Genomic DNA, 25,015 nt, shown 5'->3' with positions numbered 1-25,015 from the left:
AACGCGTAAGTGTTCAAAATCCACTTGCGCGCTTTGGCGTACCTGGTACCCTGACCTACCACAGCACAAGCTGTGGGTACCTACTAGAACTCGGAGGTCTCATATGTCCGGCATTAATTTCTTTGAAGAACTGAGTGAACAGGAGCTCAGTGAAAACCAAAACTCCTTCACGGGCGGTGCCTGGACCGTACCGGGTACTCGCACGATTGGTCGCGTTTGCACCATGTCGTGGGAGTGCTGGGGTTTCCTCTGCGGCTAAGTTACACAGCGTGAGGGTGGAGATACTGCGTTAGTCCCTCCACTTGAAGTGTACTTCGATCGCTAGAGAGAGGTTTACGCCGTGCTTGTGGGTAGCATTAGGAAATTTTTCCCAGAGATCACAGATGATCTGTTCCAAGAACTATTGACTAGTGCTGCCTACGAGCACGGTGTGGCCTCGCTCCAAGGAGAGATCGACAAATTCACACAAAAGAACAGTGAGACTGACGAAGAGGTGCTCGCTGACAATCTTGCAGAACTCTACCGATTCTTCGAACGCGAACCTATCCCCTTCCTTGATTCAACATGGGCACTATCCGACTTGCAAATATCATCCATCAGGGACGTGATTGATGCTTTTCCTCACAGAATCGACTGCGACGCTGTAATTAAATCATTCGTATCTGCAAATTGTTCAGCACTTCAACGCCTTCTTCTGAGATGTCAACTCGAGTTCGTTGAAAAGGAAATAAGTAGCAACGGACCAGAACTGACTTATGAAGAGTCCTCTCAAGCACTTTTCCGAAGCTTGGCACAATTTAAGGAACGCTATCCAATTGCGTGGTACCTGGCAAACCGTAAGTGTGAACGCAGTTTAAGGTACCTGTCAGAGATACTAGACCATTTGAAGGAAGACTGGTCTAGACTGTCAAGGTTCGGACTGACAGAGGACTCACAAGTATCAAACATCACCTTTGAACTGGGTGATACGCATGATGGCAAAAGCGTTGCAGTTGTGACCTTGGATGATGGACAACAGATTTTTCACAAACCGCGACCTCTAGATGTAGAGGAGTCTTGCTCGAGGTTTGCCGAGCAGTTGGGCCGAATGTTTGGATTTACCTGCACGTTCGTCGGAAAGGTAATCACTCGGGGCTCATACGGCTGGGCAGAGCATGTCCCACACGTCGAAGAAAGCCGCTTTGATAATCCAAGGGCAGCAGCCGAGTTTGCCCTACTCCTGAAGCTTCTAAGTTTTACCGATGTTCATTACGAGAACGTGCGCTTTAGCGCCGATGGTATCCCAATCCTGGTAGACGCTGAGACCGCCCTTACCTCGGGTCTCTGTCGTCGTGACAGTGAGGGTATACCAATACACGCTGCACTATCCGAGACTGTCACCTCAACAGGCTTTTTCCCGTCACCGCTAGTTATCCCCAAAAAGCGCGGAGAAACTTTTGTAGATGTTGGCGTACTTGGTAGACGCGATAAGAACCTTATTACTGAGCGCCAGCTAGTATTAAAGAATTCTTTTACAAATAAGATGCACTTGGTGTATGAGGATGTAGCCAAGCATATGTCTGATAACGCGTCTAGTTTCCGTTTTTCATCCGACTACGTCAGAAGTTTAACAGAACGCTACAGAGAACTTACTAAAGCTGTCGTTGACAAAAAGGCATCGATCTCTAACTTGTTACGAGAGTGCTTTTCTAAGTCGTGTTTTCGTGTAGTGGTGCAGGACACCATAAAATACGTTAATGCTATTCAACTGGCAACAAATCAGCAGTGTCTAAGTAGTCCTAGTCTTTATGTTGGAGCCCTGCTACGCTTTGCTATTGGGCGTTTCGACAGCGACCGGCTACTATTGCGTAACGAGCTTGCAAGCCTCATTTCTGGAGATATTCCTCGATATGTGGTCTCAGCAACATCGAGTGACCTCGAAGGGTCTGTTCAAACAGTCAAAAAGAACTACTTTATCGAGTCGCCCATCGAAAATGCAATAGGTCGTGTGCAAAAGATGGATTCCAAAACCATTGAGCTGGACTGCTGGCTAATCGAGATATCATTCGCGAGTTATTATGATGAATCATCCAATGCCACACAGTTTAAATATTCCGACAGCCTTTCTAACGTTTCACATAATATCGAAGTGTCACTAAATGAGGCACTTACATCTTTGTTGAATGGGTATGTTTACGGTTCAGGAAGTGCCCCGGCTACTTGGATTGGCGCTAGACTTAGCAACCAGGCTCATCAGTACTGGTACGTCGACGAAGTCTCCATGGATCTATATGCCGGATCCTCCGGCTTGGCTTTACCGCTTGTGTTGTCGGGGCCTGCGGGTCTTTCCTGTCGAGGAAGAAAAGAGGCACATGACTACTTTGATGGACTAGTCACCAAGCTTGAATCTCTAAATACCACACAGTTGGCTACGCTAAATACGGGAGCCTTGTCTGGTGCGCACTCTGTGTTGTGGTCATTGCATTGTTATTATTCCGCCGCGGGGGATAACGGTGGACTCGAGTGACTAAAGTCACTAGCCAATAAAATGATTTCGTGTGCCTCGCACGACGGATTCGATTTCACTGGAGGCACTATCGGTTTATCGGTTTTGGCAAAGGCCTTAGGTGTATTCGAATCAACCAAAATTGAAGATGACTATTTAAATGCTCTAGACAGTTTGGCTGAATCGACCTCGCGTGGTTGTAGTTGGTTATCCGGCTATGCACATGGTCATGCCGGTGCTTTAGCCTCCGCTGCTATGCTCTGCGACCACATTTCGAATAGGGATCGGCTTGAGAGCTCAGTAAGTAGATTGTTTAGCCAGTTCTTGAGTTTCCGTGAGAGTGAATCGAGATTATGGCCAATCGGCTTTGAACAAACTGGCATCGGTAGAGGTTGGTGTTCTGGTACTCCAGGTGTCCTTTTGGCCTTAGCTCAATTCCACGAGAGCGAGTTGGGAAAATGTTATGAGCTTGCTCCCATGATTGAATTTCTCACCGATGTAGTTAAGAAGGAAACCTTCGGCGGTAATCCCACATTGTGCCATGGGGACGTGGGCAATCTCTGGATTCTACAGAAAGTTGGTGAGTTGATAGGGGACCATGCCTTGGTTACAAGAAGTCGCGAGGCCGGCCTCTTCTGGCTCCAAAACGTTCTCCCTAGTTTTCTACGGTCGCTATCAAGATCTTCGATTTCACACAGCCTCTTCGCTGGAATTGCTGGAACAGTGCTATATGGAGAGTACCTGTTGTCGTCTCAGGAAGTTGTGAGGTGTCCGCTATGGTTAGAGTGAGACCATCGTACCAAGTGGCGCAATCGGACTGCGGGCTTGCTTGTGTTCACATGCTAATTCAGTCATTTGGGATCTCCGCTTCGCTTCGAAAAATGCGTGTGACATATGCGCCAGGACGTGACGGATTGTCTCTTCGAGCTTTAACCCAGATACTTAGTGACTTTGGTTTGAACTCCAAAGTTGTAAAGTGCTCTTATTCAAATCTGTCCCGTGTCCCCTTGCCTGCGATCATTGCGTGGGAACCCGCGCATTATGTCGTACTTGAGAAGCGACTTGGCGATAGTTGGCGCATCGTCGATCCATCATCCGGCCGTCGTTGGTGTAGCAAAAAGGAAATTGAGGCTAACTTCAGAAGCTTTTGTGTAACAGCGGCAAGAGGGAATACTAAAGTTAGCGAAGGTCAAGTTAGCGATGATCCATCATGGAAGTCCCTCGCAGTACTCTTGGCAGGGAAAGCATTCTTACTTCTTCCTATACTCCTTGGCGTTATTCTCGTTACGGGTGTTACCGTAGCAGTCCCTCAAATCACCGGATGGCTGGTAAAGCAGCTTGGAGGTATGGATCAAGCATCAATAATAGCTGTAATCGTCAGCCTTGCGTTCGGTTTCATATTAGTTCACCTGTTGAATACTGCTATTAGTTCGGTAGCTTCAACGACAATTAGTAAACGCTTAACTGAGATCATATATTACACTTTACTTCGTGCGCCCTTAAGTTACTTCAATATTCGTCCTCGGGGTGAGCTGCTATACCGTGTTTCTCTAATCAAGAAGTTAGAGTCCTTTGTGTCTGGAGTTCTGCCCAAGCTATTTGTCGGTAGCGTTGCAGGAATAGGGTGTCTCATATACATTTGCGTGCTGGACTTTAGGAGCTTTCTTCTCTTATTAGCGGCTACCATGATTTACCTAGGAGCTTTCAATTTCTCACAGCGGCAAATTAGGAAGCTGTCGGATGAGCAAAATAGGGAAGACTCTTTAGCAAACTCAGTTCTGGTTGACTCCATTAGCTCGATCCAAGAGGTCAAGGCAGGAGGTCACGAGGAGAAAATATTTGAATCATGGGCAGCACACAACGCAAAAGTTGTGTCACTAGAGCGCAAGAAGCTGTTTCTAAGGGGGTCTATAAGTTCACTGGTAAACGCAATACAAACCTTTTTGCCTGTTGTCGTTTTCCTTACAAACCTTTTTAGCTCCTTCGGGCCTGACGCCTTGGGGCAGGCCGTACAGTTGCAACTGCTTGCAACAGTTTTTTTGGCGCAAGTGACTATGATCGTTGAAATGGGCGCCGAAATCGGGGAAACATCGTCAGCCTTGCGTCGCGTTGACGATCTGGTGAATTATATGGATGCCCCAATGTTTTCCCCTGATGCATCATCGCAGTTTCAGTTACCCGTTCGTCTTGAAAGCGTCTCATTCAGATATGGAGCATTTGCGAAAGACTCGGTTTCAGACATCAGTATCGAGATTGGTGAGCAAAGAAGAATTGCGGTCGTTGGTAAAACTGGCTGCGGAAAGTCAACATTAGCCAAACTTATCGGTGGTCTATTGCTGCCTACATCTGGCTCGATTGAAGCCAATGGCGTTCGGCTCCGAAGTGTATCGCAGTCCAGCTTTTATGATTGCGTAGCCTATGTTCCTCAAGATTCTAGTCTGCGAAATGCTACGCTTCGTGACAACTTATCCTGGGGAAATGAGCATACAGATGCTGATCTGGTGAGGTGCCTCGAGCTCGCTCAGTTTCGACTCGACCCGAACCTATTCCCTCAAGGTCTGCAGACAATGTTGATAAACGGTGGTCAGAATATTTCAGGCGGACAGAGGCAACGCATTTGTATAGCGCGCGCTCTACTCAAAGAACCTCGGTTACTTATTCTTGACGAAGCTACCTCGGGGCTGGACCAGAGAACTGAAGCAAGTCTATACGAGTCGTTAAGTAGATTGGGTTGTGCCTTTGTGACAATTACGCACCGCCTCGAGACAATTCGAGACTTCGATGAAATCGTAGTATTGGATGAAGGAATAGTTGTGGAGAATGGATCTTTTGAATCGCTGTTAGAAGGCGGGGGACTATTCAGCAAAATGTATTTCGCATATCAAGAGTCAACGAAGGATGGGCTGTGATGATAAAGGTATCTTCCCTTCAAAAGAAGTACGGTGACATCCGTGCACTTGAAGATGTGTCTCTCACTGTTGAAACCGGACAGATTGTTGGGTTCGTTGGTCCCAATGGTTCTGGAAAGTCTACGACTTTGCGCATCATTGCAGGGCTCGAAAAGGCAGATAGTGGAGACTGCACGGTTGATGGTGTCGAGGCAGGCAAGCTAGCTGACCCATGGTCAAAGCTTGCAACACTTATTGACCGTCAGGGGGTCAATGGCGAACTAACGGCGATGCATGCCATGAGCGCATTGGGAGCCGCATATGGTGTGCCATCCGAAAGGATTATGTCGCTGATAGAGACTGTTGGACTAGACCACGCAAAGCATCGACGAGTTAAATCGTTTTCACTGGGTATGAAACAAAGGCTTAATATTGCTCTGGCGCTACTGGCGGAGCCTAGCTATCTAATCTTAGATGAGCCGATGAACGGGCTTGATCCAGATGGCATTCTTTGGCTTCGTGACTTTTTGTCCAATTATCGCAACCAGGGTGGGGGAGTGCTGTTATCATCGCATACTCTTTCGGAAGTTGAAATCATTTCAGACGTGTTTGTGATAATAAAGAATGGGCGAACAGTCTGGACAGGTACTAAGGAAAAGCTTGTCTCTGGTACACCTACGCACGTAACCGCGCAACAGCAATCGGTCTTGGTAGATGCTCTAAAGCGTCTTGACTATGCGTTCGAAATCGTTGCAAATGGCATTTTTGTTAAAGAGGTGTCACCTGTTGTCTTGGGACCGAAATTGGTAAACCTGGGTGTTCCAATAACTTGCCTTAAGGAAGTGGATAGATCACTCGAGGATGTCTATTGGTCCTTTTCTTCGGAAGGTGGAAAGTAATGGCTGATGTTAAGTATCGTAGTAGCACTCTCAGTGACTTTCGATTGCAGATGATCGTATTCAAGGGGTCACGTTCGGCACGATTGCTGATCTATACGGGCCTTGTTATCATGTTCGCGATCGCAATAGCGGTATCTTATAGCATAGCCCTCTCCTATAGTAAAGGAGAACCGCTTAAAGACGTCTCGTTTCTTTACGAGATTCCACTTTTTGGTTTTTCTTTTGCGCAAATCTTCTTTGGAGCTGCAATAATCGCCTACATTTGTGCCGAGTGGGGTTCTGGTTTTATCTATACCACTTTCGGGGCAAGTCGTCGACCTGCAAGGTTTATCGCATCTAAACTTTTTTGGCCACTAGCGTTTTCGCTATCAACATTCTTTGTAATTCTAATGGCGATTATTCCTCTCGAAGGCATCTTAGTATCACATGACACGCCATACACGATCACTCTAGCTGATGCTACAGTTTGGAGGCAGATCCTAGTCGCGTGTTTCAATTTGGCTACTAGTGTGTTGTTTGCGGGTGGATTGGCGTTTATCTTTCGCCATGCTGCTTCCGCGATCGGATCATATATTGCGATAAGCCTGATAGCTCCTATTGTATTTGGTCTTATACCGCTAGACATTTCAAAGACAATCAGTTCTTGGCTGCCCAACAATGTTTACGGATACTTGATTACACAAGATCCTGTGATAACAGGCACATTGAACTATCCACTCCTATTTTGTACTGCTATAGCGTATCCCGTGATTTCGGTTTTGGTTGGATTTGTTAGATTCAAAAGGAACGTAGTCTAAGCCGGTGGTAGCGATTAAGAGCTTGCGGCGTGTTCTCCGCATGAAAAGTTCTCACTTGGGTGGTTTTAATCCGGTTACAAATTGCCTGGAAAATCAGAACAACCTGCTACTATGTTCCGCGACCGCAGCATTGCCAACATGAACTTCCGTGTCGTGCACGGAAGTTCAATCAGTTTGCATACGAGAAGTGGGGCGGGCTGATTTTTATGACCGGGGGTTTGAGTGCCTTCCTGGGTTTGGTGCCATTGGTTGGCGTACTCAGTCGGCGGGATAAACCCTAGGCTCGAATGAGGATGATAGTTATTATAGCGCTTCGACCACGGCCGCAGGCAGTACGACGCATGGGCAGGGTCGTCGAACATCTCGTCTTCTAACAGCTCGTCACGTAGCCGGTTGTGGAAGGACTCCACAAACCCGTTATGCCAGGGCATTGCTGGTGGAATGAACGCTTCGAGGCTGTCTTGTTTGGCTGCCCATTGGGTCAGCTCATCGCTTATGAACTCCGGGCCGTTATCCATACGCAACACCGAAAGGTCTGCCGCCACGCACAGCGGCTAAATTCTCCAGCAGATCAATCACCACAGAAGCGGTTATTGACCGACCGACCTCGAAACCACCATGCTCACGGGTGAACTCGTCGATGACGTTACAGATTGTGAAGGCTTTGCCCTGGTGAGTTGCTATCAAACTGCAAAGTCCAGTGCCCACACATCCTTAAGGATGTGCCGCTGGCTGCGTGCGCGGTGTTCGGTGCGGGCAAACACCGGCTGCTTAGCAGCCTTTGTGAGGAAAAACCCACAAAACCCTCCTTACGCCACAGTCGGTGTACCACATCACGGCCACAGCTAACACCGGCCTTATGGGCTTTCACCCACACGCGGCGATAACCCCAGCGTCGGTGCTGGCTAGCGAAGGTGACCAGCCAAGTACGCAAAGCGGCGTAGGTATCCACGCTGGGTTCCTGTTGGCGTTTACGGGCGTTGTAGTACGCCGCTCTGGATACCCCAAATAACCCGTCAGGCACAGCGCACCGAATAGCCCATGGATAGGGCGTAATCGATGGCTTCATATCCCACGTGCCGGGGTCAGAATTAGTTGAGTCCCTCATAGTGGTGTAGCGGGGTGGTCGTGCTGGACAGCAGGGCGGTCACCGCGTGATCCTCGAGTTTCGTCTCCTACAACTCACTCGCGAAAGGCCACACGATGACCGCTACCCATATTATCGACCCTGCCGGGCTGCTTGGCGAACTGCTTGCCGAGGCGTCACCGGACCTGATGCGTCACCTGTTGCAGACCGTGATCAACGAGTTGCTGTCTGCGGATGCTGATGCGGTTGCAGGTGCCGAGTACGGCCGCCCAGATCCTGACCGACGGGCCCAGCGCAACGGCTACCGGCATCGACTGCTCGATACCCGTGTTGGGACCTTGGACATCGCGGTCCCGAAACTACGCCAGGGCACCTATTTCCCTGAGTGGCTGCTGGAGCGTCGCAAGCGCGCCGAGTCCGCATTGATCACTGTTGTTGCCGACTGCTATCTCGCTGGAGTCAGTACTCGCCGGATGGACAAGTTGGTCAAGACGTTGGGAATCGACCGGCTGTCGAAGTCCCAGGTCTCTCGCATGGCCGCCGAGTTGGACGAGCACGTCGCCGAGTTTCGACACCGCCCACTAGGCGATGCTGGGCCGTTCACGTTCGTGACCGCCGACGCGTTGACGATGAAAGTTCGCGAGGGAGGTCGTGTGGTCAACGCGGTCGTCATGCTCACCACCGGGGGCAACGCCGACGGGCATCGCGAAGTCTTAGGGATGCGGGTCGCCACGAGCGAGACCGGCCCGGCCTGGAACGAGTTTTTCGCCGATCTGGTCGCCCGAGGACTGTCCGGGGTTCGGCTGGTCACCTCCGATGCGCACCAAGGCCTCGTGGAAGCGATCGCGGCGAACCTGCCCGGTGCCGTCTGGCAGCGTTGCCGCACTCACTACGCCGCGAACCATATGTCCATCACTCCCAAGAGCTTGTGGCCGGCGGTCAAGGCCATGCTCCACTGCGTCTATGACCAGCCCGACGCCGATGCTGTTCACGCCCAGTTCGACCGGCTACTGGACTACACCGCCGAGAAACTCCCCGACGTCGCCGACCACCTCGATACCGCCCGCGCTGACATTCTCGCGTTCACCAGCTTCCCGACCGAGGTCTGGCAGCAGATCTGGTCGAACAACCCCACCGAACGGCTGAACCGCGAGATCCGACGCCGCACCGATGCGGTTGGGATCTTCCCAAACCGGGAAGCGATCGTTCGTCTCGTCGGCGCCGTCCTGGCCGAGCAAACCAATGAATGGGCACAAGGCCGCCGCTACCTCGGCCTGGAAGTCCTCGCCAAGAGCCGCCTCAACCCGATCACCACACCCACAACCACGACCGATACCGACATGCCCGCACTCGCAGGCTAAAACCCCAAACGAGAGGAAAACACCGTTACACCACTACAAGGGACTTGACCTCAGAATTTTGCTTCCGCCAACTCCTTTGGGAAGCGTTTTTTCCAACTCTGCTTCCCCCAGTCAGGCGCTTGAGCTTGGCGTTTTCTTCCTGCAGCTGGTTAAAACGGCGGGCTTCGCTGCGAGACATTGAGCCATACTGCTTGACCCAGCGATGGTAGGTTGCCTCGCTGGCACCCAGATCACGGCAGACTTCGGCCACGGTACTACCCGAGGCTTTCATTGATCGGGCTTTGTCGAGCTTGACCACAATCTGCTTAAGGGGTGTGCTTCGAAAACTTCTTCATGATTACTCGTCTTCCTGCCCAACACGGGCTGTCACGGAAGACACTATCAAATCGCATGGTCTATTTAATCCAGCCCAGACCAACCTTTCTATGCGTGGCTTTATTAAACAATACTCAAGTCACTTGGAGCTGAAAAAATTGGGAAACTATAGACTTAACTAATTATTGAGTCTAACCCCATAGTCGTGGCTTCTCCACTTCGCTTTTTGTCGTACCTGGCTGTTTTTCCATGAGGTCGAAGAGTAGCGCGGAGCGGTCTGCTGCTTCATGCTCGCCGAAGATGAGTTCTGTGGTGTCTTCACCATCGAAGTGTGTAGTGGGGGTGGCGTCAGTGTTGTTAAGGATGATGAGTTGGCCGTGTTGGCCGGTGCCGTCCTTGTGGTCGTAGAGATTTCTTAGGAGTCCAGTTATGGGGCGACCGTGTTCGTTGGGGTGTTTACGGTTTGTGTAGTTCTAATGCCGACTTTGTCCCTTTGAAAGGATGACAACGACGATGACCTGCAGCGGGCAGAGGTGAATTTAGTGCAAGGCGGTAAAAGTTAGCCTTGCGAATGGAGATGCTAGCTGTGCCATTGTGGAGCAACACGATGCTCTCCGGCCATCATTTTGTAGTGCTGTTCTTGTCCCATGAGGGTGAAGAGGAGTCGGAAGATGTGGCGTAGTTGGTTGGGGTCGTGGTCTTCGGCGATGAGGTAGGTGTCGTCTTCGAGTCCGCTCTTGTGGTGGCTGATGTAGGTGAGCATGGATGTGACGAGGTGGTAGTCGGCGAGGTCTTCTTGGCCATTGGCATCGGTGTGGATGAATTTGTCCCGGTGGTTTTTGAGCAGGGTTGTGGTGAGGTCGGCGCTGTCGTATCCGCAGAGTTGGAGGAAGTAGTGCTCCAAGATTCGGCAGGTGACGTTGAGCAGTGTGATGGAAGTCGTAGCTTCTTTGTATTCGTGCCATAGCGCTGCGTAGGAGTTGAGGACGGGAGTGTAGTTCTCTATCTGTGATGGGGCGTCTTGCCGGTTACGTACGCACAAATTAACCCCTGAGATGTTGTCGGTTTTCTTGATGAGGTAGTAGGAGGCGTAGCGGTAGTCGTTGAGGTTGGGGTAGGAGACCTCTCTGTGAAAGCCATCTGGGTCGCGATCCAAACCGGTATCGCCGGAATCGGTGCCGCGATCGCCGCCTTCCTTGGAGGCCTCGACGGCCTCATCTACGTCCTCATCGCCTTCGTCATCGCCGACTACATCACCGGCGTGCTCGCCGCAATCAGTGAACGGCGCGTATCCTCCGCGATCGGATTCAAAGGGATCAGCCGAAAAGTCGTACTCTTCGCCCTCATCGGCCTCGCCCACCTGCTTGACACCCATATCATCGGCACCCCCGGCGTGCTGCGAACCGCCACGATCCTGTTCTACCTGTCCAACGAAGGCATCTCCCTGATCGAAAACGCCACTCGGCTCGGGCTGCCCGTGCCTGATCACATTCGCCGCGCCCTGGATCTGATCACCCGTGACGTGACAGGCAAACCCGACCTCGAACACCACCCCAGCCAAACCACCCCAGCTAAAAAGGAGAACCTCTCATGAAGAACTGGGCCACCTTCGAAGCCGACGAAAACCGGCTGATGAACAAGCACTACACCAAAGGCCGCAACGGGCGGAAAATCAATAAGGTCATCATCCACCACAACGCAGGCAACCTCACCATCAAATCCATCTGGGATGTGTGGCAGACCCGCCAAGCATCCGCCCACTACCAGGTCGACTCCAACGGTCGCATCGGCCAGCTCGTCTGGGATCGCGACACCGCCTGGCATGCAGGCAACTGGGAGGCTAACACCACCTCCATCGGTATCGAACACGCCGACATTTCCTCCAAGCCCTGGCGTATCTCCGAGGCCTGCCTCGACAACGGTGCCCACCTCGTCGCGGCCATCTGCCACTACTACAAGCTCGGACGACCAGCGTGGGGTAAGAACGTGTTCGGCCACAAGCATTTCTCTGCCACCGAATGCCCGGCCTCGCTGGCAGGCTCCCAGCATGCGGCCTACATGGCACGCGCCCAGTACTGGTACGACCGCATGAGCGGCACCAAGCCCGCCCCGACACCACCGGCAAAGCCCACACCGCCCGCGCCCAAGCCCTCCGTCAACATCGACGCGCTGGCTGATGCGGTGATCCGAGGCGAGTACGGCAACGGCGAGGAACGCCGCCGAAGGCTCGGTGCGAACTATGCCGCCGTCCAGAAACGTGTGAATCAGAAACTCGGCTACTAAACACTCCATCCCAACCGATGAGTCAATGGCCCCGCTGCTGCCTCGCTTCGAGGTGGTGGCGGGGCCTTTTTTCGTTTTCCTGGCCAAGGGGGAGTGGGTGGTTATAAATCGGGGTGGCTCGAAGCCCTGTCAGTAGAGACCTACTGATGAGGAGAGCGCCGTGGCGAGTGAGATTACCCGTGAGCAAGTGATGGAGCTACGCCGCCGAGGTGCGTCGTATGGGCAGATCGCTACCAGTTTGGGCATGTCACGTAACACGGTGAAGTCGATCTGCCGCAGAGCCGACATCACCACCGCCCAGGCGGCAGATGTTGTGCCTGCCACGGCCTGCGAACACTGCAACGGCCATATCGAGCCAACGGTAGCAGGGCAAAGGTTCTGCTCCGACGCGTGCCGCCTGGCGTGGTGGCATGCCCACCCGGAGCGGCTCAACCGGCAAGCGATCTACACCTTCACCTGCGCCGCCTGCGGTGAGAGTTTCGATGCCTACGGAAACAAGCACCGCAAGTACTGCTCGCACCCGTGCTATATCCGCCACCGCTTCAACACCCGAGGCGGCAGACCATGACCAGCGAGATCTTCGATGCCGAAGTCGACCTCACCCGCCAGGTGGACTTCATCGATCAACTTGCTCAGGCCGGGGCGCTCACCGAACAGGAAGCGAACACCGTTCTCGCCCGAATCGCAGACGAGTCGGGAGCTGTGGTGGGGGCGCTGATTGTGCGGGTTCGACTGGATAAAACCCGGGTTTAGAGCGTACATGGATGCAACCACCACAACCCCCTAGCCAACAAAGGAAAGCGGGCGGCGAAAGGAGAGTGATGCACGTGGGTGAGATGAGGGTGATCCCAGCAAAACCAGCCCGGCCACAGCGGTTGAAGGTTGCGGCCTATGCGCGGGTGTCCACCGAGGCCGAAGAGCAAGCCTCCTCCTACGAGGCGCAAATCGACTACTATACCCGCCACATCCAATCGCGCAGCGAGTGGGAATTCGCAGGCATGTACGCTGACGAAGGTATCACCGGCACCACCACCAAACACCGCGAAGGCTTCAAAACCATGATCACCGACGCCCTCGCCGGAAAAATCGATTTGGTCCTCACCAAAAGCGTGTCCCGGTTCGCCCGCAACACCGTCGATACCCTCACCTACGTCCGCCAGCTCAAAGACGCAGGCGTGGAGGTGTACTTCGAAAAAGAGAACATCTGGACCCTTGATTCCAAAGGCGAACTGCTCATTACCATCATGAGCAGCCTTGCCCAAGAAGAATCCCGCTCCATCTCCGAGAACGTCACGTGGGGGCACCGGAAACGCTTCGCCGACGGGAAAATCATGGTGCCCTACGCCTCACTGCTCGGATACAAGAAAGGCGAAGACGGAAACCTTGCCATCGACGAAACCCAAGCTCCGATCGTGCGGCGTATCTACGCCCGCTTCCTTCAAGGAGCAACACCGCAAACCATCGCCAAAGAACTCACAGCCGATCAGATCCCCACCCCGCGCGGCAAAACTGTGTGGTCGCCCTCCACTGTGCGGTCAATCCTGGCCAACGAGAAATACAAAGGCGACGCGCTCCTACAGAAGAGCTTCACTACCGACTTCTTGACCAAAACCATGAAAGTCAACGAAGGTGAAGTGCCCCAGTACTACGTCACCGGCAACCACGAACCCATCATCAACCACGGCACCTGGGACGCTGTCCAAGCAGAACTCGCCCGCCGGGCAGGCAAAGGCACCTCCAACACGCACCCCTTCGCCAACACGATCACCTGCTCTGACTGCGGCGGCAGTTTTGGGCGGAAAGTCTGGCACTCCACGAGCAAATACCGCCGCTACATCTGGCGCTGCAACAACAAATACAAAAAGGATCATAATTGCGCCACGCCCCACGTCTCTGAAGACCAGATCAAAGACGCGTTCGTCGCAGCCCTCATCGAGCGCGTCACCGACCATGCTGTTCTTGACGAGACGATGCGTCTGCTTGATGAAACCGTTTACGACACCACCGTGCTTGAAACCCAGCAGGCCACACTGGGTGAACGGATCGAAGAAACCATCACGCTGATGAATCAACTCATCACTACCGCAGCCGCCACAGCTCATGACCCTGACGACTACGACCGCCGCTACCACGAGCTCGAAAACCGGCACCAGCAACTCGAGGCCGAGCATCAACACATCAGCGAGCAGATCGATGATCTGCGATACCGCCGAGCCCAGGCCACCAAAGTCCGCGACTACCTCGCCAGCCAGCCACCCCTCGAATACTCTGACCAAGCCTGGAACAACCTCGTCGACCACGCCACCGTCACCTCTAACGGCGCTATCGAGATTCACTTCAAAGCCTGAAACTCAGTGATCAACGTTGGGGATCCACAGCACTCAGTCTTGGTGAAGCCATAGCCGCTTCCGCCTGGGTAAGGAGGTAAGCACACCTAGGCGTCCGGGGGAATCAGCATACACTCAAGCGAAGTGTCCCCATGCACCCACCCCGCGACTTTTGCACCCACCCACTCGGGTTTTGCACCTACCTAGCCGCTCCATGCACCCACCTAGAGCCTTGTATCAAAATGAACGTCTAAGTAACCACTAGGACGCTCATTTTGATACAAAGTGAGCGTCCTTTTGTTTCGCCCGGACGGGCGGCGTTTTGGCTTGTCAGAGGCGGTTTCTGGGAGAGTGGATGTCCGCTGGGTGGGTGCACTGGACGGTGGTTTGGGGTCTGCTGAGCGGTGAGTCTGGGGTACAGGAGGCTTTTCAGGGGCACCGACCCCTAGGGCATCAAAAAGTGCAGGCCATCGTCAAAAGGTTTATGGGGGCGTCAAATGGTGTCCGAAGGGTGTCGAAATGTGTATCTGTTACAGTGATTTGATACTAGAATTAGTTGATTCTATGATAAGTACTAAAGGCGGGAACATATTTTCCCTAACGGCTTAGTTTTAAGGCATTACGGCTAACGGGTTTTTGGGTTTGAGTTGAAACGATGTGCTTGGATTCATGATTGTGGGGTCACTGGGGGTGACTGAAGGGTGCTCATTCGGCGGCTGCACTCAATTTGGACGCCCGGGTAGTGGGGTTGCAAGACGGATGATCCGCTACCTGATCTGCAACGTTCTGCGAACTGGGGAAGATAATCTCACCGACCGGCAGCAAGCTAGCCTCTAGGCGGCGTTCACCGCCAACGAGCAACGCATCGAGGTCGAGATTGCTTGGCGTTGCGCGCAACAATTGCGTGGGGCATACTGGCAGGCCAACCGTGCTGAGGGACTGCGTATCGCGAAGATAGTTCTTGACGTGTTCTTGACCTGCCCGAGCCTCCAGATTGCACGCCTGAGAGGCACCATCAACCCGTGGCGTGACGTGTTCTGGGGTTACTTCGCGAGCAACGGAACTAGCAATGGCAACACCGAAGCCATCAACGGGTTCATCGAACTCACCCGACGCATCGCCAGAGGCTTCACTAATGGTATGAGGGCTGCCGTGGTTGAGAAGCGAATCAGGCCGCATCTTCCTTCCGGGGGAGGAGGAACACTGGAAGAAGTTTTGGATAACTCGTTGTTGGAGGCATACCGCCATACGTGTTCATCTGGGTCTAGAGACTGGTGATCTCGGTGCGAGCCTCAAGGTTGAGGCCGGCGTGAGTGCGATGTTTATCGCAGAGGTGTCGGCGGTGTCTCACCAGCACCGACTTTACTTGACATCCGGCAACTTAAGGTGTAAGTATACCGCTATCGTCAACGTGGAGGTGCATAATGGCAAATTATGGTAATGGTAACTCGAAACTTCGAGATGCTTTAAAAGCTCGACCAGTTGAGTTGGTTATAATGATTGTTTCAGTACTACTCGGCTTAGTCTTTATGGTCGTAGGTCTGCCGCCCGTAGGTGGAGTGTGTTTTCTTATTGCGTTCATCTGTGCATTAACTATCGTGGTAAAAACCGTGAGCGAGAAGCGCGATGAAGGCTCCATCCTTTGAATGTCGCCGGTTGACTAAAGTCTTTGACGGCTTCATTCTCGGACCAGTTGATGCTGACTTCCCTAAAGGCCAAGTAACGGGTATTTTTGGGCCCAACGGCGCAGGAAAGAGTACACTAGTCTCGCTTTTGACGGGCACCCTGAAGAAAGATAGTGGCGAAGTAGCTAATATCGGCCAATTCACGTGTGGTGGGGTGTTCGAGCAGTTATTTCTACTTCCTCACACCAGGGTCATAGACCAACTAGAGGGGCTTCGCCGTGCGTTGAAACGTAGTCCAGGCTTGCTCGATAATGTAATCGATGAATGCAATCTGACGCCATATCTGAATCATAGAGTTGTAAAGTTATCAACTGGAAATAAGCAACGCCTTGCTCTTGCGCTCTCGCTAATTCAAGATCCAGATGTTTTCATATTTGATGAGCCATTAAATGGATTGGATCCAGACGGGATTGAATGGCTCAACAGCAGAGTTAAAGCGCTTGCTTTGAATCAGAAAGCAATCATATTTGCCACACACCTCCTTGCCGAAGCAGAGGCAATCGTTGATCGCTGTCTTTTTCTGATGGAAGGGCAAGTCATATATCAGGGCAATCTGGACAGTATTATAGAGTCAATGGAAGACCTAGACAGATACATTTGTCTTGAAAGCTCCGAGCTAACCGAGGGATCCAGTGGTCAAGACGTGGTATATCGTGGTAAAAGGTGGGTTTATGTCTACGAACCCAGCGGTGTCTCCGGAAGACCGGAGGGGCTGTCGTTAGCTGAAATCATGGAAAATAATCTCCACCGGGTTTCTCTGACCGAATTATACCACTTAAAAACGCACAATTTCCGTGTCTCCGGAGGCTCGTCGGAATGATCGCTAAGCTTTCTGTATATGCTCGTTCGGTGCAATATCGTGATCGCCTGCTTTGGCTACTTGCGGGTGTGTTAATGGTTTTTATGTTGGTACTCAACTTGCTGATGACCTACGTAGTTGCATCGAGTTACAGTGGCGAGACAATCGAACGAGTGTCCTATAGCTATTTGTATTCGTTTTCTGGAAGAATCGGATATGTTATCCCGTTGGCGATCTCTGCGTATCTTACAACTGCTGTATTGCGGAGTTCCCAGTCAGTACGTGTACATCTGCTTGCATTGGACAAGAGAAGTACTTTTGGCGCACTAATATGGTCGAGTGTTCTTTTTGGCGGCATATTCGGAAGCTTAGTCGCAGTACTGAATCACTTGCTCTCCGCCTTAGTTCTGGCGTTATGCCACCAGCCTATTGAGCTTTTCACTCTAGCGCAAATCGTCCCGTCGTTTCGCATGCTTGCCTTGCAATGGGTATGGGCTTTAATTGGTGCTGGTCTGGGTTTTGTTTTCAATAATATTGCAGTGGTCATGAGTCTACTCTTGGTTTTTTCGCTGTTCGTGGAGCCGACCATCTCTGCAGCGTCAAACCGCTCTCAATCCCTAATGTCTTTTACTAAATGGTTGTTCGGTCCTCTTAACTGGGCAAGTAGCTGGGATGCTGGTGCAGGCACTGCCGGTGTTCGAGCCGCGATCGGTCTACCCGGAAATCTAGCTCTGATAGTGATGATTTTCTACGGTCTAATTATCGGTGCGGTAGGGTACTGCTTCTTCATGCGGCGTCCGCTTAGGTATAGAAACTAGTTTGAAAGGAGGTGAAATGCAGGCATGGTGAACGAACCAGATTTTGAATTCGCTGTGGAACTGGATGAAGACAGTCTTGATACTTCAGGTGGTACATCCATTCCATGTGGAACCCTCATCCTTGCTACCTTTACACAGTGCTTCAGTGACACTGCGATTTGGGGTAGCTGTCGCTTGGGTACGCGTGCGTGCTGCTAGCAAGTCAAGATAGCAAGTCAAGAACATCGACGACCGATAGGAGAAAAAGATGGCTGACTTTGAAGAAGTGAACCGGCTCTTCACGATTTAGAGTGCGTTGATCCGGGTGTGCAGCTGCCCGGAGTGAATCAGGCACCGCAAGATGTAGTGGTCGAGGTTGCGCAACCCCAGGGCGGTTTCCCGTAGATGCTCTAGCCGGCCATTGATGGCCTCGACCGGCCCGTTGGACGCCCCGATGTCGAAGTAAGCCAGCACATCCTCGCGCCGACGCCACAACGTCCGACCCAGCTGGGCCAGCTCCTCCAACCCTTTCGGCACGCCCATACGCAGGGTGTTGATGATCCGTTCCATCAACTTCTTGCCCTCCGATTTCTTCGGGTGCCCGTAGGCCTGGATCATGTCCTGGTAGAACATCCACGTGACCTCGAGTGCCACGTATTCGTCATCGGTGGCCCACAACAGGTCCAACCGCCTGTTCTGCCGCTCGGTGAGGTAGTTCCTCCTGGTCAGCAAGGTCCGCCGGTGCTTGTACAGCAGATCATCCTTGCGTCCACGACGCCCCGTGGTCTCACGTTGGAGCCTCTGGCGGCAGCCAGTGAGCTTGTCCGCTGCCAGATGCACGACGTGGAACGGATCCATCACCTTCCTCGCCTGGGGCAGTACCTGGTCGACGGCGGTGGCCTAGCCGGTGAAGCCGTCCATGGTCACCACCTGCACCTGGCTGCAAAAACCAGGGTCGCGTTCCTGCAGCCACGTGCGCAGCACGTCCGCGCTGCGGCCTGGGCGGATATCCAGTACTCGGGCCGGCCCACGGCCATCGGCCAGCGGGGTGAGGTCGACCAGGATCGTCACCAGGTTGGACGGCTGGCCTGGCTTTCGGGTGTGCTTCCACACGTGCTCATCCACCCCGAGGATGCGCACCCCGTCCAGATGGGAGGGGTTGTCGTAGACGAGCTGTCGGCAGGCGTCCACAGCGACCTGATTGACCAGTTCCCAACCCGCCTAGAGGGCCTTGGCGGTGGCGGCCACGCTCATCCGGTCGATGGCCAGTCGCTGGAGGATCCAGCCGGTCACCCGGTGGGTGAGCTTGGCCCCGTCATTGGCGCAGTTGAGGGAGGCTTGGAAGATTTTCCTGGGACATTGTTGATTGGTGCAGGTGAATCGGGGGACACGAAGGTGCAGGCGGGTGAAAAACCCCACGACCGGCAGGTCAACCAGTCGGCAGACAGTGTGATCACGCAGTTTCCCGCCTTGGGTGCAGTCGGGGCAGTGCCCCTCGACAGCGACCGGGGCGGCGTCGATGATGGTGAAGGTTGCGGCGTCGGCGGCTCCGGTGATCGTCAAGCCGATTTCTGCCGTGCGGCAGATGGTGTCTGCGACGAGGTTGCCACTAGGCTGCACAGTAGGGTCCTGGTTCGGTCAGATGCAAGCGTAGTAACTCTCATCTTGTACCGGCCAGGACCCCCAACATGTTGTCCCACCCCGAACCGGGCTCCGCGGTCAGCTACGCACCCCAAAACACGAAGAGCCGATAAATTCCGTAAAGCTTGGAATCCTCCCTCGCGAAGAACATGACTAAGTCCAGCCACTTAACAAACGGCAAACTACAAGCCGGAAATCCTGTCTCGGTCCCGCTTGGCACCACGGTCGGTCACGCTCATGTTTTTGTGATTCCAAACCCCATCACGCTCCCACAACAATGCCACAACTGCCGTCGACAGCCACAGTTCTAATCGAGACAAGCCCCGAGAGGCGTCCCTTGCGTGACTACCACTTGAACACACGGTCAACACAGGACCAACAAGATACGCTTGAGAAAATTCCCGATACGCCCTTTAGCCTCCTCGTAACCTGGCGATGTTCGTGTCCTATGAAATCTCTATCGATAGTCGCGTTGCGCTCTAAACATGTCGGCGTAGAACTTACAGCTCGATAGAAGAGAATCGTGTGTTCCAGATCCGACGACACGACCGCCGTCTAGAACAACAATATGATCGGCATGGCTGATCGTTGTAAAGCGATGAGCGACTAGCAAGATAGTTAGCCCATAATTGATCTTGTCGAGGGCCTCGAACATGGCACGCTCTGAAACGGCATCAACTGAAGCAGTTGGCTCATCTAGTACAAGCAACTTTGGTTTCTTATACAGGGCACGAGCAGTCGCTAAACGCTGCCATTGCCCGATCGAAAGTTGTTGACCTTCTTCAAAACGTCGACCGAGAATTGTTGCCAAGCCGTTTGGGAGCTAGTCTGCCAAAAAATCCAATCCTACCATCTCAAGACTCTTGATAACATCAGCGTCGTCTGGCGGAGAGGTGAAATCTTTGCCAGCCCCATATGTAACATTCGATCCCACGCTACGCTCGAATTTTGCAAAATCCTGAAATAAAGCGGAAAAACAGTCATACAAAGACTCGCGATTAAAGCATTTGATATCTTTACCGTTCACGTAGATAGTGCCGCTAGTTGGTTCATAGAACCGAAGCAATAACTTGCATACCGTAGTTTTACCAGAGCCATTCAGTCCCACTAATGCGGACGTTCTCCCAGGTTGAATGGTGAATGAAACATCGTCGAGTACCGTACGTTCAGTTCCCGGATATGTGAAAGACACATGACGAAACTCGATTGAAACGCCTCCATGTTCGCTGATACTCGCCTTATCCTTGCTGAGTTCACTCTTACCTTCAGTAATCACAGCGGGATGTGTTTCCATCACTGCGACCCAGTTTGATACATAGAGCAGATGCTGGTATATTCCGGTCACTCCAAGAAATGATGCCATAACCAGTGGATTCATCTGAGCTGTTGCGGAGATAAAGCCCGCGAGTTCTCCGACCCTACCGCTCTCGCCAGCTAATAGAGCAGCGTATACTATTGCGCCAACATTAGCGAAGACAGAGATAAGTCCTAGAGTGCCTGCTTTTGTCAGCCCAAACCGCGCAAGCAATAAATCTTGACGAAGAAAGATCTTGCGTAATTGGAGGTATCTGTCCTCGAAGAGTCGCGCAAGCCGGAAAATTTTGATTTCTTTTCTGGTGGCGTCCGAGGTCAATAATGCTCTGAAATAGTTTGCCAGTCGCGTTTGTGGCGCTCGCCCGAATTCTATGTCGTAAGTCTTCGACTGCAGTTGAAAGGTTGCAACTGCAGCAGGAATAGGAGCGACCAACAGCGCAAGCGCGATCCAACCATTCCATGAAGCGATAACCGCCGCTATCCCTGTGATTGATATAAAGGCTTGAACAGCAGAACGGGCCGAGTCAAAGAGACCAAATATGTGACTTCCTGCACTAGAGTCAACTCGCTGAATTTTGTCATATGTGTGAGCTGATTCAAAATCTTGGACTTCTAAAGAGCGTAGTTGTCTGACTACTTGAAGATCCGTAGTATAGGATAATTTAAGCGTTAGGCGATCACTTGTATATTTTACGAGATTGTCGAGAACATAAGAACCAACAAGCGACATTGCCACTAAAAGCAATGCATACATTCCTCCAGACGTTAATTTTCCGGGATAGGAAGAAACGCTTGCGACAATACCGGCCACACCTGCGACTTGTAGCCCGGGAAAAAGTCCCCTTAGTACAGTCATAAAGACAATCGCAAGCAAGGAATAACGACCGGTTCGATACAAGGTGCCCAGAGCCTGCTTAAAAGAAGTTCCGAGCGGCGCGGCACGCCTGCTAGATTCAGCGAAAATCTGTTCGTCCATTTATATGACTCACTTCTGTATCAGTCGCCCAAGAATCGATGTTTGTGAATAACTTGCCGAAGAAGCCAATAGGTATCATCTTCAAACGAATCACCTGATGAGCGGAGTCGATTAGAGTGCATATGTATTAAATCCAAAATCAGATTGTGCAGCTTCAAAGTCAACATCGCGACGAGACTCACTGATGCTCCCCGCACAGCCGGGCCCGCGCCTCACATATTTTCCCTGCGACCGGGGTGGGCAGCGGAGACGATAGGACGTGAGTGGTGGAGGACTAACGTTGAGCGATCGTGTCGAGGTGCCCACGAGGTATGCCCAAGTTTACGCGGCTGACTCCATGAAGGCAAGGGATTGATCCTTGACCAGGTGGTAGAGGTCACCGGCTGGAAGCTTGACCAGCCCGCCAACAACTGGTCGCCCGCCTGAACCAACCGCCCGGCAGGGTGGTGACGACCGTGGCTGTGGTTGACCGCGTAAGACAAGGCCGTGCAAGTACTCCTACGATGCCCGCAAAGTCCTGTAGAAGGTGTGGGCGACCTCTGGGGTTTGTGCGGGAAATACCTAGCCGTCTCGATGAGCAGCTGGCTGGGTGCGATGGAGGCCGAGGGATCCCCGACTGATGCCAGCACCGCTAGGACCCGCAGGTCCGTTCTGCCACCGGACCGGGCAGCATGTTACGAAACTTCATCATTATCTGCCGCCCCGGAGATGCGGTCGAGGATTGGCCAGAGTTCTTCAAGGTCGCTATCGTTGCCCACTGCGGAACCCAGCTTGCAGGGCGAGTTCGTCAGGACGGTGAACTTCACCGACGTGTTGACCGGTTGGGTGTTCACCCGCTCAATCCGCAACAACGCCCAAATCCCCATGCTGGGCTGTTTCGAGGAGTTCATCCAGGCAATCCCCTACACAGTCAGCGGCATCGACTGAGGCAACGGAAGCGAGTTCATCAACCACGAACTCATCACCTGGGCCGGTGCCAGACAGGTCTATTTCATCCGACGCTCACGACCACACAAGAAGAACGATCAGGCCACCATCGAGTCCAAGAAAAACCATCTGGTACGCCGCTACGGCTTCTACCACTCTAGAAGTTGACGAATGTCTGCCTCAGACAAGATTGACTTCCTACCCAGCTTACGTCTAATAAAGCTATGAGCCATACCCACCACAGGTGCGACTAGCTCAATGGGGAAGTTCAGATCAGTAGTGTTGCAGTCGGGTGAAGTGACCTCTGTTTAAGGCTTGATGGTATACGCCTGCTTCATCTCACTCATTCCGCTCCTCGTCCGGTCCTTACTCATTACAGTCCTCAAATGTCAGAATGTCGTTGGGTGAACAACCCAACGCTTTGCATATCCGCCCAAGGGTCGCAGTCGTGACCGTTTGGTGGCTCTTCGTGTTTTGGGGTGCGTAGCTGACCGCGGAGCCCGGTTCGGGGTGGGACAACATGTTGGGGGTCCTGGCCGGTACAAGATGAGAGTTACTACGCTTGCATCTGACCGAACCAGGACCCTACTGTGCAGCCTAGTGGCAACCTCGTCGCAGACACCATCTGCCGCACGGCAGAAATCGGCTTGACGATCACCGGAGCCTTCACCATCATCGACGCCGCCCCGGTCGCTGTCGAGGGGCACTGCCCCGACTGCACCCAAGGCGGGAAACTGCGTGATCACACTGTCTGCCGACTGGTTGACCTGCCGGTCGTGGGGTTTTTCACCCGCCTGCACCTTCGTGTCCCCCGATTCACCTGCACCAATCAACAATGTCCCAGGAAAATCTTCCAAGCCTCCCTCAACTGCGCCAATGACGGGGCCAAGCTCACCCACCGGGTGACCGGCTGGATCCTCCAGCGACTGGCCATCGACCGGATGAGCGTGGCCGCCACCGCCAAGGCCCTCTAGGTGGGTTGGGAACTGGTCAATCAGGTCGCTGTGGACGCCTGCCGACAGCTCGTCTACGACAACCCCTCCCATCTGGACGGGGTGCGCATCCTCGGGGTGGATGAGCACGTGTGGAAGCACACCCGAAAGCCAGGCCAGCCGTCCAACCTGGTGACGATCCTGGTCGACCTCACCCCGCTGGCCGATGGCCGTGGGCCGGCCCGAGTACTGGATATCCGCCCAGGCCGCAGCGCGGACGTGCTGCGCACGTGGCTGCAGGAACGCGACCCTGGTTTTTGCAGCCAGGTGCAGGTGGTGACCATGGACGGCTTCACCGGCTAGGCCACCGCCGTCGACCAGGTACTGCCCCAGGCGAGGAAGGTGATGGATCCGTTCCACGTCGTGCATCTGGCAGCGGACAAGCTCACTGGCTGCCGCCAGAGGCTCCAACGTGAGACCACGGGGCGTCGTGGACGCAAGGATGATCTGCTGTACAAGCACCGGCGGACCTTGCTGACCAGGAGGAACTACCTCACCGAGCGGCAGAACAGGCGGTTGGACCTGTTGTGGGCCACCGATGACGAATACGTGGCACTCGAGGTCACGTGGATGTTCTACCAGGACATGATCCAGGCCTACGGGCACCCGAAGAAATCGGAGGGCAAGAAGTTGATGGAACGGATCATCAACACCCTGCGTATGGGCGTGCCGAAAGGGTTGGAGGAGCTGGCCCAGCTGGGTCGGACGTTGTGGCGTCGGCGCGAGGATGTGCTGGCTTACTTCGACATCGGGGCGTCCAACGGGCCGGTCGAGGCCATCAATGGCCGGCTAGAGCATCTACGGGAAACCGCCCTGGGGTTGCGCAACCTCGACCACTACATCTTGCGGTGCCTGATTCACTCCGGGCAGCTGCACACCCGGATCAACGCACTCTAAATCGTGAAGAGCCCATAACCCGCATGATCGCCTGACGCCCTCGGCCCCGTCCGACACGCTCACCCCCGTCCGCATCGACGCGCCCAGGAGCCCTTGTGCCCGCGATCACCCTCACCGACCTGAGTTTCTCCTACACCGCCGAGCCCCTGCTCGACTCCGTCTCCTTCACCGTCGTCAACGGGGAGCGCGCCTGCCTGATCGGCCCGAACGGCGCGGACAAGACCACGCTCCTGGAGAGGATCGTCACGGGATCGGCGCCGACGGCCGAGTCGTCGAACTCGATCGAAGCCCTGGAGAAGGCTCTCGCCGAATGGGACGGGACGCTCCTCGTCGCCAGCCACGACCGCTGGCTCCTCGACCACTGGGCGGGGGAGAGGATCGAGCTGGAGCCCGTGGTGCGCGGTAGCTCAGAGCGTCCCGCGCCCGCTACTCGATGGCGGATCATCGATTTCAAGGATGGCGAACTGTAGAGTTCAGGCATGGCGGATTGTAGAGTTCAGGCATGGCGGATTGTAGAGTTCAGGCATGGCGGATTGTAGAGTTCA

The 25,015-nt window shown here is 53.5% G+C and carries 18 protein-coding genes and 5 pseudogenes; 16 read left to right on the top strand and 7 right to left on the bottom strand.

Features of this window, described 5'->3' with window-relative positions; genetic code table 11:
- Positions 1-340: 340 nt before the first annotated feature.
- From lanM to DR039_RS09465, 4 genes and pseudogenes are all read left to right on the top strand, one after another.
- Positions 341-3,274, top strand: a pseudogene (gene lanM / locus DR039_RS09480) (type 2 lanthipeptide synthetase LanM).
- Complete coding sequence (locus DR039_RS09475; RefSeq protein ID WP_111837233.1) at positions 3,262-5,394, top strand: peptidase domain-containing ABC transporter; 2,133 nt, start codon at positions 3,262-3,264, stop codon at positions 5,392-5,394. The pseudogene lanM and the gene DR039_RS09475 overlap by 13 nt, the downstream one beginning before the upstream one ends.
- A complete protein-coding gene (locus DR039_RS09470; RefSeq protein WP_111837232.1) occupies positions 5,394-6,272 on the top strand; it encodes an ABC transporter ATP-binding protein in 879 nt (292 codons plus the stop codon). The genes DR039_RS09475 and DR039_RS09470 overlap by 1 nt, the downstream gene beginning before the upstream one ends.
- Positions 6,272-7,069: a lantibiotic ABC transporter permease gene (locus DR039_RS09465; RefSeq protein ID WP_111837130.1), complete on the top strand. Its 798-nt coding sequence runs from the start codon at positions 6,272-6,274 to the stop codon at positions 7,067-7,069. Before DR039_RS09470 ends, DR039_RS09465 begins: the two co-directional genes overlap by 1 nt.
- Positions 7,070-7,143: 74 nt before the next feature.
- On the opposite strand, the gene DR039_RS09460 is transcribed toward DR039_RS09465, so the two are convergent.
- Positions 7,144-7,614 (bottom strand): integrase core domain-containing protein, encoded by a 471-nt coding sequence (locus DR039_RS09460; RefSeq protein ID WP_111837129.1) that lies wholly within the window; start codon positions 7,612-7,614, stop codon positions 7,144-7,146.
- Between the two features lie 101 nt (positions 7,615-7,715).
- Positions 7,716-8,138: an IS3 family transposase gene (locus tag DR039_RS11830; RefSeq protein ID WP_407641292.1), complete on the bottom strand. Its 423-nt coding sequence runs from the start codon at positions 8,136-8,138 to the stop codon at positions 7,716-7,718.
- Positions 8,139-8,272: 134 nt separating this feature from the next.
- Between DR039_RS11830 and DR039_RS09450 the strand changes: the two genes are divergently transcribed.
- On the top strand, positions 8,273-9,517 hold the full coding sequence (locus tag DR039_RS09450) for an IS256 family transposase (RefSeq protein ID WP_111837127.1): 1,245 nt from the start codon (positions 8,273-8,275) through the stop codon (positions 9,515-9,517).
- Positions 9,518-9,542: 25 nt separating this feature from the next.
- On the opposite strand, the gene DR039_RS11825 is transcribed toward DR039_RS09450, so the two are convergent.
- Positions 9,543-9,788, bottom strand: coding sequence for a transposase (locus DR039_RS11825; protein ID WP_111837126.1), 246 nt, complete (start codon positions 9,786-9,788; stop codon positions 9,543-9,545).
- A 624-nt stretch (positions 9,789-10,412) separates the two neighbouring features.
- Positions 10,413-10,988, bottom strand: coding sequence for a hypothetical protein (locus DR039_RS09440; RefSeq protein WP_111837125.1), 576 nt, complete (start codon positions 10,986-10,988; stop codon positions 10,413-10,415).
- Here DR039_RS09440 and DR039_RS09435 point away from each other — a divergent pair.
- The 8 genes and pseudogenes from DR039_RS09435 (at position 10,962) to DR039_RS11575 (ending at position 17,744) form a co-directional block, all read left to right on the top strand.
- Positions 10,962-11,426, top strand: a complete 465-nt coding sequence (locus tag DR039_RS09435) for a phage holin family protein (protein WP_111837124.1) — start codon at positions 10,962-10,964, stop codon at positions 11,424-11,426. The genes DR039_RS09440 and DR039_RS09435 overlap by 27 nt on opposite strands.
- Positions 11,423-12,106 (top strand): annotated as a pseudogene (locus tag DR039_RS09430) (N-acetylmuramoyl-L-alanine amidase); the annotation flags it as partial. The gene DR039_RS09435 and the pseudogene DR039_RS09430, both read left to right, overlap by 4 nt.
- Before the next feature lie 169 nt (positions 12,107-12,275).
- Positions 12,276-12,683: a helix-turn-helix domain-containing protein gene (locus DR039_RS09425; RefSeq protein WP_111837123.1), complete on the top strand. Its 408-nt coding sequence runs from the start codon at positions 12,276-12,278 to the stop codon at positions 12,681-12,683.
- Positions 12,680-12,868: an AsnC family transcriptional regulator gene (locus tag DR039_RS09420; RefSeq protein ID WP_197719049.1), complete on the top strand. Its 189-nt coding sequence runs from the start codon at positions 12,680-12,682 to the stop codon at positions 12,866-12,868. The genes DR039_RS09425 and DR039_RS09420 overlap by 4 nt, the downstream gene beginning before the upstream one ends.
- A 68-nt stretch (positions 12,869-12,936) precedes the next feature.
- Entirely contained in the window at positions 12,937-14,463 is a 1,527-nt protein-coding gene (locus tag DR039_RS09415; protein ID WP_111837122.1) for a recombinase family protein, read from the top strand.
- An 879-nt stretch (positions 14,464-15,342) separates the two neighbouring features.
- The gene (locus DR039_RS11820) at positions 15,343-15,720 is read left to right on the top strand and encodes a transposase (RefSeq protein WP_407641291.1); all 378 of its coding nucleotides are present in this window, start codon (positions 15,343-15,345) and stop codon (positions 15,718-15,720) included.
- Positions 15,721-16,068: 348 nt separating this feature from the next.
- Entirely contained in the window at positions 16,069-16,947 is an 879-nt protein-coding gene (locus DR039_RS09405) for an ABC transporter ATP-binding protein (protein ID WP_111837120.1), read from the top strand.
- Complete coding sequence (locus tag DR039_RS11575) at positions 16,944-17,744, top strand: hypothetical protein (protein ID WP_229116920.1); 801 nt, start codon at positions 16,944-16,946, stop codon at positions 17,742-17,744. The genes DR039_RS09405 and DR039_RS11575 overlap by 4 nt, the downstream gene beginning before the upstream one ends.
- Before the next feature lie 285 nt (positions 17,745-18,029).
- On the opposite strand, the pseudogene DR039_RS09390 reads toward DR039_RS11575, so the two are convergent.
- Together DR039_RS09390 and DR039_RS11815 are read right to left on the bottom strand one after the other, a co-directional pair.
- Positions 18,030-19,343, bottom strand: a pseudogene (locus DR039_RS09390) (ISL3 family transposase).
- 478 nt (positions 19,344-19,821) lie between these two features.
- Positions 19,822-21,408: pseudogene (locus tag DR039_RS11815) on the bottom strand (ABC transporter ATP-binding protein).
- A gap of 996 nt (positions 21,409-22,404) precedes the next feature.
- On the opposite strand from DR039_RS11815, the gene DR039_RS11325 reads away from it, so the two are divergent.
- Positions 22,405-22,581 carry a hypothetical protein gene (locus tag DR039_RS11325; protein WP_170166945.1) on the top strand — a complete coding sequence of 59 codons (177 nt, stop codon included), beginning with the start codon at positions 22,405-22,407 and terminating at the stop codon, positions 22,579-22,581.
- A gap of 366 nt (positions 22,582-22,947) precedes the next feature.
- On the opposite strand, the gene DR039_RS11810 is transcribed toward DR039_RS11325, so the two are convergent.
- Positions 22,948-23,103, bottom strand: coding sequence for a helix-turn-helix domain-containing protein (locus tag DR039_RS11810; protein WP_111837118.1), 156 nt, complete (start codon positions 23,101-23,103; stop codon positions 22,948-22,950).
- Between the two features lie 68 nt (positions 23,104-23,171).
- Here DR039_RS11810 and DR039_RS09370 point away from each other — a divergent pair.
- Both DR039_RS09370 and DR039_RS09365 read left to right on the top strand, forming a co-directional pair.
- Positions 23,172-24,470: pseudogene (locus tag DR039_RS09370) on the top strand (ISL3 family transposase).
- Positions 24,471-24,565: 95 nt separating this feature from the next.
- Positions 24,566-24,940 (top strand): ATP-binding cassette domain-containing protein, encoded by a 375-nt coding sequence (locus DR039_RS09365; RefSeq protein WP_111837117.1) that lies wholly within the window; start codon positions 24,566-24,568, stop codon positions 24,938-24,940.
- Positions 24,941-25,015: the final 75 nt, after the last annotated feature.

The sequence above is a fragment of the Actinomyces bovis genome, from assembly GCF_900444995.1.
Lineage (GTDB): Bacteria > Actinomycetota > Actinomycetes > Actinomycetales > Actinomycetaceae > Actinomyces > Actinomyces bovis.
Note: the sequence above shows the minus strand (reverse complement) of the source record. Positions and strands in the feature narration are given on the sequence as shown.

Bases quoted from the DNA above. Each gene is read 5' to 3' on its own strand.
- DR039_RS09475 (WP_111837233.1), top strand. From the start codon at position 3,262: ATGGTTAGAGTGAGACCATCGTACCAAGTGGCGCAATCGGACTGCGGG.
- DR039_RS09470 (WP_111837232.1), top strand. From the start codon at position 5,394: ATGATAAAGGTATCTTCCCTTCAAAAGAAGTACGGTGACATCCGTGCA.
- DR039_RS09465 (WP_111837130.1), top strand. From the start codon at position 6,272: ATGGCTGATGTTAAGTATCGTAGTAGCACTCTCAGTGACTTTCGATTG.
- DR039_RS11830 (WP_407641292.1), bottom strand. From the start codon at position 8,138: ATGAAGCCATCGATTACGCCCTATCCATGGGCTATTCGGTGCGCTGTG.
- DR039_RS09450 (WP_111837127.1), top strand. From the start codon at position 8,273: ATGACCGCTACCCATATTATCGACCCTGCCGGGCTGCTTGGCGAACTG.
- DR039_RS11825 (WP_111837126.1), bottom strand. From the start codon at position 9,788: ATGAAAGCCTCGGGTAGTACCGTGGCCGAAGTCTGCCGTGATCTGGGT.
- DR039_RS09420 (WP_197719049.1), top strand. From the start codon at position 12,680: ATGACCAGCGAGATCTTCGATGCCGAAGTCGACCTCACCCGCCAGGTG.
- DR039_RS09415 (WP_111837122.1), top strand. From the start codon at position 12,937: ATGCACGTGGGTGAGATGAGGGTGATCCCAGCAAAACCAGCCCGGCCA.
- DR039_RS09405 (WP_111837120.1), top strand. From the start codon at position 16,069: ATGAAGGCTCCATCCTTTGAATGTCGCCGGTTGACTAAAGTCTTTGAC.
- DR039_RS11575 (WP_229116920.1), top strand. From the start codon at position 16,944: ATGATCGCTAAGCTTTCTGTATATGCTCGTTCGGTGCAATATCGTGAT.
- DR039_RS11810 (WP_111837118.1), bottom strand. From the start codon at position 23,103: ATGTTGTCCCACCCCGAACCGGGCTCCGCGGTCAGCTACGCACCCCAA.